This is a genomic window from Longimicrobium sp. (assembly GCA_036387335.1).
Taxonomy (GTDB): domain Bacteria; phylum Gemmatimonadota; class Gemmatimonadetes; order Longimicrobiales; family Longimicrobiaceae; genus Longimicrobium.
In genome coordinates this window covers 1-6,774 of the sequence record DASVTZ010000113.1, presented here as the reverse complement: position 1 = coordinate 6,774, position 6,774 = coordinate 1, and the positions used below count along the sequence as shown (strand labels likewise).

Below are 6,774 nucleotides of genomic sequence, written 5' to 3'. Positions count from 1 at the left end.
CGACTACCGCCGCAAAGAGCCAACGGACTTGTTTCATGCACGACCTCCGGGAGCTTGCCGGCACCTCGCCGGCAGTCGGTGGATACGGGCCGGCGTGCGCCGGGCTCCGTTGGGACTTCCCGCTTGCCTCCGCCGGGCGATCCTCAGGCGGGCGTCGCGGGACCAGCGTGAACGTCCTGCGCGGGCAAAGCACCTCCTGGACGGAGGGTTGGGGGAAGGGTGGACACCCATACAACGTATCAGCACGCGAAGATGCGACAGGGTCGCATTCCCGCGGGCCGCTCGGCGTTCGGGTGACGGGGGGCCAGCGGTTTTCGGACACTTAAGGGGCCGGCGAGCCGATCCGCTCAGGTTCAGTTATAGAACGAACGTCCGAATCTGTCAACCCGGCGCGCTCCTTTCTCATCCTCCCGTAGTCTGGATGGCGCGCAGGAGGGCGCGAGCCTTGTTGAGCGTCTCCTCGTACTCCGAGGCGGGGTCGCTGTCGGCCACAAGCCCGGCGCCGGCCTGAACGTGCGCGCGCCCGCCCTGCGCCACCACGGTGCGGATGGCGATGGCGGTGTCCATGGCGTGCCCGCCATAGGCGAAGTAGCCGGCCGCCCCCGCGTACGGCCCGCGCCGCGACCGCTCCAGCTCGTCGATGATCTCCATGGCACGCACCTTGGGAGCGCCGCTCACGGTTCCGGCCGGGAAGGAGGCGCGGAAGACGTCCACCGCGCTGAGCCCCGGGCGCAGATCTCCCTCCACGGTGGAGACCAGGTGGAGGACGTGCGAGTACCGCTCCACCGCCATGCGCGCCGGCACGCGCACGGTGCCGTAGCGGGCGACGCGCCCCACGTCGTTGCGCCCCAGGTCCAGGAGCATCAGGTGCTCCGCCTGCTCCTTGCTGTCCGCCAGCAGCTCCGCGGACAGCGTTGCGTCCTCGGCCGCATCGAGGCCGCGGCGGCGGGTGCCGGCGATGGGCCGCACCGTCACGCGCCCATCCTCCAGCCTCACCATCGTCTCCGGCGACGAGCCCACGAGCTGAAACCCGTCCAGCTCCAGGTAGAAGAGGTAGGGCGAGGGGTTGAGGGTTCGCAGCGCGCGGTACAGGTCAAATGCCGGCACGGCGAGCGGCACCGTGAGCCGCTGCGAGAGAACTACCTGGAAAGCATCGCCGGCGCGGATGTACTCCTGCACGCGGCGCACGCCGTCCTCGTACTCGGCGCGCGTCATGGTGCTCTCGAACTCAGGGTCCGCGGCGGCGGGCGGGGACAGGGTGAGCGGCTCGGGCCCGCGCCCCTCGCGCAGGCGCATGACGATGTCGAGCACCTCGCCCGCGGCCTCGTCGTAGCGGCGGCGCAGCTCCTCGTCGTCCGCCCCCGCCGTCTCCACCGCGGCGATGGCGTGCGCGCGGCCGAAGAGGTTGTCCACCGCCACCACGGTGCCGGTCAGCATGAAGAGGGCGTCCGGGAGCCCCAGGTCGCCTTCGGGCGCGGCGGGGAGGCGCTCGATCAGCCGCACCGTGTCGTAGCCGAAGAAGCCCACCGCTCCGCCCCAGAAGCGCGGCAGCCCCGGCACCTGCGCGGGCACGTGCGCGCGCAGCAGGCGGTCGAAGTCGCCGAGCGGATCGTCGGATGGGCCGGTGTCTTCCCACCCCCTGGCGGGTGTCCAGCGGTGGATGCGGTCGCCGGTCAGCTTCCACGCGCCGCGCGGCTGTGTCCCCAGAAAGGTGTAGCGCGCCCACGTCTCGCCCCCCACCACCGACTCCAGCAGGAACCCGAACGGCGGCCGCGCGAGCTTGTGGTACGCCGAGACCGCCGTCTCCGTGTCGAACAGGAAGTCGAGCGACACGGGCACGAGGGTGGCCTCGCGTGCGTGCGCGCGGAATTCATCGAACGTCGGGGACAGCGGCATTGGGCACGGCAGTGGAAAGGGATAGCGGCGCTACACTGTTTTGTCGCGGCGCGGCAGAGGTCGCGCGCACCGGCCGTCCTCCTGCCACGCGCAGTAGATCCTTCGCTACGCGCCATAGGGTGGAGCCACGGCGGGGACTGAGAGGCGCGTCGCTCAGGATGACAGAGATGGGAGGGCGAGTGGCCCGGGATCTCATCTATTTCCCACTCCCCCATCCCCACCTTTTCTGTCATCCTGAGGGAGCCGCCCGACGGATGCCTGCCTTGCTCCCGAACTCGGGCGGCGACCGAAGGATCTAGCCGGCGAGGCAGGAGGCGCGCGTGAACGGTCCTCCTGCTACGCGCAGTAGATCCTTCGCTACGCGCCATAGGGTGGAGCCGGGGCGGGGACGGAGAGGCGCGTCGCTCAGGATGACAGAATGGGGGGATGCGGCAGGGGGCCATTCCCCATTCCCCATTCCCCATTCCCCGCCGTTCAGTCCGCCGCCATCGGGGCCTCCGGCATCTCCGCGCTGCCGTCGACGTTGTCTTCGCGGACGATGGAGGTGGCGGCGCGCTCGTCGAAGTCCACGCGGAGGACCTGGTCCAGGCTCTCGCGGATGCCGTCGATGTGCGTGATCAGGATCACCTGCTCGAAGCGGCCTTCCAGGGCGTGGAGGAGCTGGACGACGTTGTCGCGGCGCGCCACGTCCAGCGATCCGAACACCTCGTCCAGGATCAGCAGGGAGAGCGGGTGGCCGGCGCGCTCGGCGATCATCTGCGAGAGCGAGAGGCGCAGGACCAGGTTGGCGACGTCCTCCTCGCCGCCGGAGATCACCGGCTTCTCCTCGCCCTCGTCCAGCACCATGATGTTGTAGCCCTCATCGATCTCCATGGCCGTGTAGCGGCCGTCCGTGAGCTGCGTGAGGAAGGCGGAGGCGATCTCGGAGAGCTCCGGGCGCACCTGGTCGTTGAGCTCCTGGCGGAGGTCGGTGTAGGCGGCGTCCAGCTCGTCGTGGTAGCGGAGGTCGGTCTCCTGCGTCTCCACCTCGGCGGCGCGGCGGTTGTACTCGTCCTCCGCGTGGCGCGCGGCCTGGAACGCCTGCTCGGCCGTGTTCACGTCGCCGCGCAGGGTGGCGGCGCGCAGGTCGGCGGCGCGGGCGCGGCCGTCGGCGGTGGTGTAGTCGGCGCGGGAGGCCTCGAACGCCTCCTCGGAGAAGCCGAGCGCCTCGCGCTCCGCCGCGGCGGCCTTTGCGCGCGCTTCGGCGGCGGCCTCGCGGGCGGCGGCTTCGGCGCGGTCGCGCTCCCAGTCGGCGCGGCGGCGGGCGGTCTCCTCCAGGCGCGCGGCGCGCTTCTCTACCTCGCGCAGCTCGCGCATGCGCTTCTCGACTTCCTTGTGCCGCGCGGCGTCGTAGCCGGCGGGGGTCGCGGCCAGCTCCGCGGTCAGCTCCGCGTGGCGGGCCTCGCGCTGGGCGCGCTCCTTGAGCAGCCCCTCGCGCTCCTGGAGGGCGGCCTGGCAGCGGGTGTGCTTCTGCGTGCGGTCCTCCACCTGCCGCGATAGGTCGTGCGTCAGCGCCTCCAGGTTCGCGACTTCCTCCGGCTTGTCCTTGAGCTGGTCGAAGCGCGACGACCACCACTTGCCGTCCTGCACGATGGTCACCCACTGGTCCTGCAGCTCCTCCAGCAGGCGCTCGTAGTCCGCGCCGACGGGGCGGCCGCAGGTGGGGCAGGTGCCCTCGGGGCCAAGCTCCTCGATGGAGCGGATCTGCTCCTTGAGCTCCACGCCGCGGTCGCGGTAGGTCTGCAGCTTGGTCTCCGCGTCCTGCCGGTCGCGCAGCCAGGTGGTCTTGCTCTCCTCCAGCTCCGTGTCCACTTCGGCGCGGCGGGCGCGGAGCTGCTCCAGCTCGGTGGCGTAGCGGCGCTCCAGCTCCGGGGCGGTGTCCAGCTTTTCCAGCCTCGTGACCGTACGCTGCGTCTCGCCCACCGCGTCCGCGATCTGGGCCACGAGCGACTTGCGGCGCTCGGCGTGGCGCGCGAGGTCGGCGAGGCGGGTGCCCTCTTCGGTGAGCGCGGGGAGCACCGCGAGCTGCTCGCGCAGGGGCGCCAGATCCGTCTCGGCGCCGGCGACGGCGGCGAGCTCACCCTCGGCGCGGGCGGCGTCGCGGCGGGCGGCGTCGCGGTCGCGGAGGGCGGCGTCGGCGGCGTGGGTCAGCTCGCGGAAGCGCTCGCGGGCGGCCTGCGCGGCGGCCCAGCGCGGCTCAATCAGCTTGAGCGCGGCGCGGGCATCCTCCGCCTCGCGCTCGGCCGTGCGCAGGGCTTCGAGGGCTTCGGCCACGCGGCGCTCGGCGGCCTGGCGCGCGCCCACGATCTCGCCGCGGTCGCCGAGGGCGGCGCGCAGGGCCTTGATCTCCGTGCGCAGCTCGGTGCGGCGGAGGCGGGCCAGCTCCTGCGCGCGGCGCAGCCTCTCGTATCCCAGCACCTGGCTGAGGAAGCGCCCGCGCTCCGTCGGCCCCATGGTGGCGAGGAAGGCGAGCTCCTTCTGCCCCGTGAAGTAGGTGTTGAAGAACTCCTCACGCGACATCCCCAGGCGCCCCTGCAGGTACGCCGTGGCGCCGCCCAGCGTGGCCGCGACCGGGGCCACACCGCCGTCCAGGAAGACTTCCGCCTTGCTGAGCGTGCGCACCACGCGGTACTCGTGGCCGCCCAGCTCGAACTGCAGCTCCACCTCCACCCGCGCGCCCTGCCCCGCGCGCGCGAAGCGGATGGTGTCGTTGGTGCCGCGCGCCGCCGCCGCGCCGTACACGGCCCAGGCGATGGCTTCCAGGATCGTGCTCTTCCCCGCCCCGTTCGGCCCGATGATGCCGGTGAGCCCCGGCCGGAAGGCGATGTCGGTGCGCGCGTGCTGGCGGAAGTTGCGCAGCTTGAGGGAGATGAGCCTCATACGGCGTCTCCCGCCCGGTCGACGTACGACGTGGCGAGCTCCACCAGCCGCTCGCGCTCGATCCCCTGCTTCTGCGGCCAGGTTCGCAGGTACGCCGCCACCTGCTCCTGCAGCGTCTGCCTGCGGATCGGCGCGCCGGAGCCGACGCGGCGCCGCACTTCGGGGGGGCGCGCGTCGAGGTGGAAGTGGAGCGCCTCGGCCTTCCACTCGCGGATGCGGCGGTGGTTCAGCTCGCGCACCAGGTTGCGCGGCACGTCAGTGATGACGAGCCGTACGATGCGCGCGGCGATCCCGCCGGGCACGGCCTCCACGGCGGCGCGGATCTCCTCGTCCAGCTCCGCCGCGCTCAGCCCTCGGCCATCCAGGCGGGGGAGGTCGACGGTGCTGCGCGTCTGCACCGGGTGGAACTCGGCGGCGCGGCGCTCCGTGTCGTAGAGGAGGAAGCCCTTCTCCCCCGTCTCCATCCAGATGTTGGTGGACGTGCGCTCGATGGCGCCCGCGTACCACATGTTCGGCGCCAGCTCGGTTACCAGGTGGTAATGTCCCAGCGCCACGTAGCTCCACCGCTCCGGCCCGATGCTGGTGTCGGCCACCATGGCGCCGCCGTACTCGGTGACGTAGCGGATCTTCTGCTCGGCCACGGTGCCGCTCACCGTGCCGTGCAGCATCAGGATGTTGTTGGCAGACGCGGGATCGGGGTCCATCGACGCCTCGTGGTCGCACGCCAGGGCGTTGTGCGGCATGCACATCACCGAGGTGTCGAGCGACTCCAGCCGCACGTGGCTGCACTCCTCCGTCACGACCCTGATCCCCGGGATCTCGCAGAAGAGGCGGAGGATGTTCCCCGTGTCCGACGAGCGGGGGGAGTCGTGGTTTCCGGCGAGCATCACCACGGGCACCCCCGGCAGGCGCTCCGTGAGGATGCTGAACTGGCGGAACGCCTCGGCGATGGCGGTGTTGGAGGGGCGCACCGTGTGGAAGATGTCGCCTGCCAGCAGCACCAGGTCCGGCCGCAGGTCGCACACGCGCGCCACGGCGCGGCGGAAGGCTTCGGCCACGTCCGCCTCGCGCACGTTGATCCCCCGCGGCGTGACGCGGTGGTAGGCGCGGAAGCCCAGGTGAAGGTCTGCGAGGTGTGCGATTCTCACGGGCGTCGGTGGAGCCGGGTCGGTGCGCCGGTGCCGGACGGGGAGGGGTGCGCCGCGCCCCTTGCGGGGAGGGCGGCGCCGCCCCTTTCTTCATACCCCGTTCCGCCGGTCAGGAGCGGCAACGTAGAAGGGTTGGGCCCCCGGAGCAACGCCGGGGGGTTTCCTTCGTCACTGCGGAGTGCGGCGCAGGCCCGCTCCTTCCAGGAACTTATAGGGTTACGCGCCATGGCCAAGAAGAAGAAGCTCTCCCCCGAGGAGACGCACCGCCAGCTCCAGGACACCGTGCAGGCGCTCCCCTACGCGATCGCGCAGATGGAGAAAGAGGGGAAGCGGGGGCAGGCGTTCCTGCTGAAGTACATCCGCGGGCCCATCATGCGCTTCATGCACCGCATGTCGGCCAAGCAGCGGTACGCCGGGCCGGAGGGCTCCAAGCTGAAGCAGTCCGACCAGATGAAGCGCCACCTGGAGCAGCGGCAGAAGGCGATGGAGTACTACCAGGGGGAGATGAAGCGGGCGCAGCAGCGGCAGGCGAAGAGGCAGGGGAAGAAGCGGTAGGGGCGGTGGGCTCACATCCGGCGGTTGAAACCGCTGCAACAACCGCGGGAAACCTGCCTTCGCAGGTTCCGCCGGGGTCGGGGGCGCGGGGGCGGGGGCGGGTCCAGCGGCAGGGCGCCGGGGGCTGAAGCCCCCGGCTGGAACCACGCGAAGCCCACTGAAGTGGGCTGGATAAGCGCGACGTCGAACCCCGAGTCCGCGCAGGCGGACTTTGTGTGTTTCCAGCGGCGAATTCATTCGCTGTTGGATGCGGGCC

The 6,774-nt window shown here is 71.5% G+C and carries 4 protein-coding genes; 1 reads left to right on the top strand and 3 read right to left on the bottom strand.

From position 1 onward, the window contains the following. Window positions 1-402 precede the first annotated feature (402 nt). The 3 genes from trpE to VF647_10690 all read right to left on the bottom strand — a co-directional run bounded on the left by trpE (window position 403) and on the right by VF647_10690 (window position 5,963). The gene (gene trpE, locus VF647_10700) at window positions 403-1,896 is read right to left on the bottom strand and encodes an anthranilate synthase component I (GenBank protein HEX8452557.1); all 1,494 of its coding nucleotides are present in this window, start codon (window positions 1,894-1,896) and stop codon (window positions 403-405) included. A gap of 474 nt (window positions 1,897-2,370) precedes the next feature. Further along, a complete protein-coding gene (locus VF647_10695; protein HEX8452556.1) occupies window positions 2,371-4,815 on the bottom strand; it encodes an SMC family ATPase in 2,445 nt (814 codons plus the stop codon). After that, a complete protein-coding gene (locus VF647_10690) occupies window positions 4,812-5,963 on the bottom strand; it encodes an exonuclease SbcCD subunit D (GenBank protein ID HEX8452555.1) in 1,152 nt (383 codons plus the stop codon). Before VF647_10690 ends, VF647_10695 begins: the two co-directional genes overlap by 4 nt. Before the next feature lie 225 nt (window positions 5,964-6,188). Here VF647_10690 and VF647_10685 point away from each other — a divergent pair, with 225 nt between their 5' ends. Further along, window positions 6,189-6,518: a hypothetical protein gene (locus tag VF647_10685; protein HEX8452554.1), complete on the top strand. Its 330-nt coding sequence runs from the start codon at window positions 6,189-6,191 to the stop codon at window positions 6,516-6,518. The last annotated feature ends 256 nt before the right edge of the window (window positions 6,519-6,774 follow it).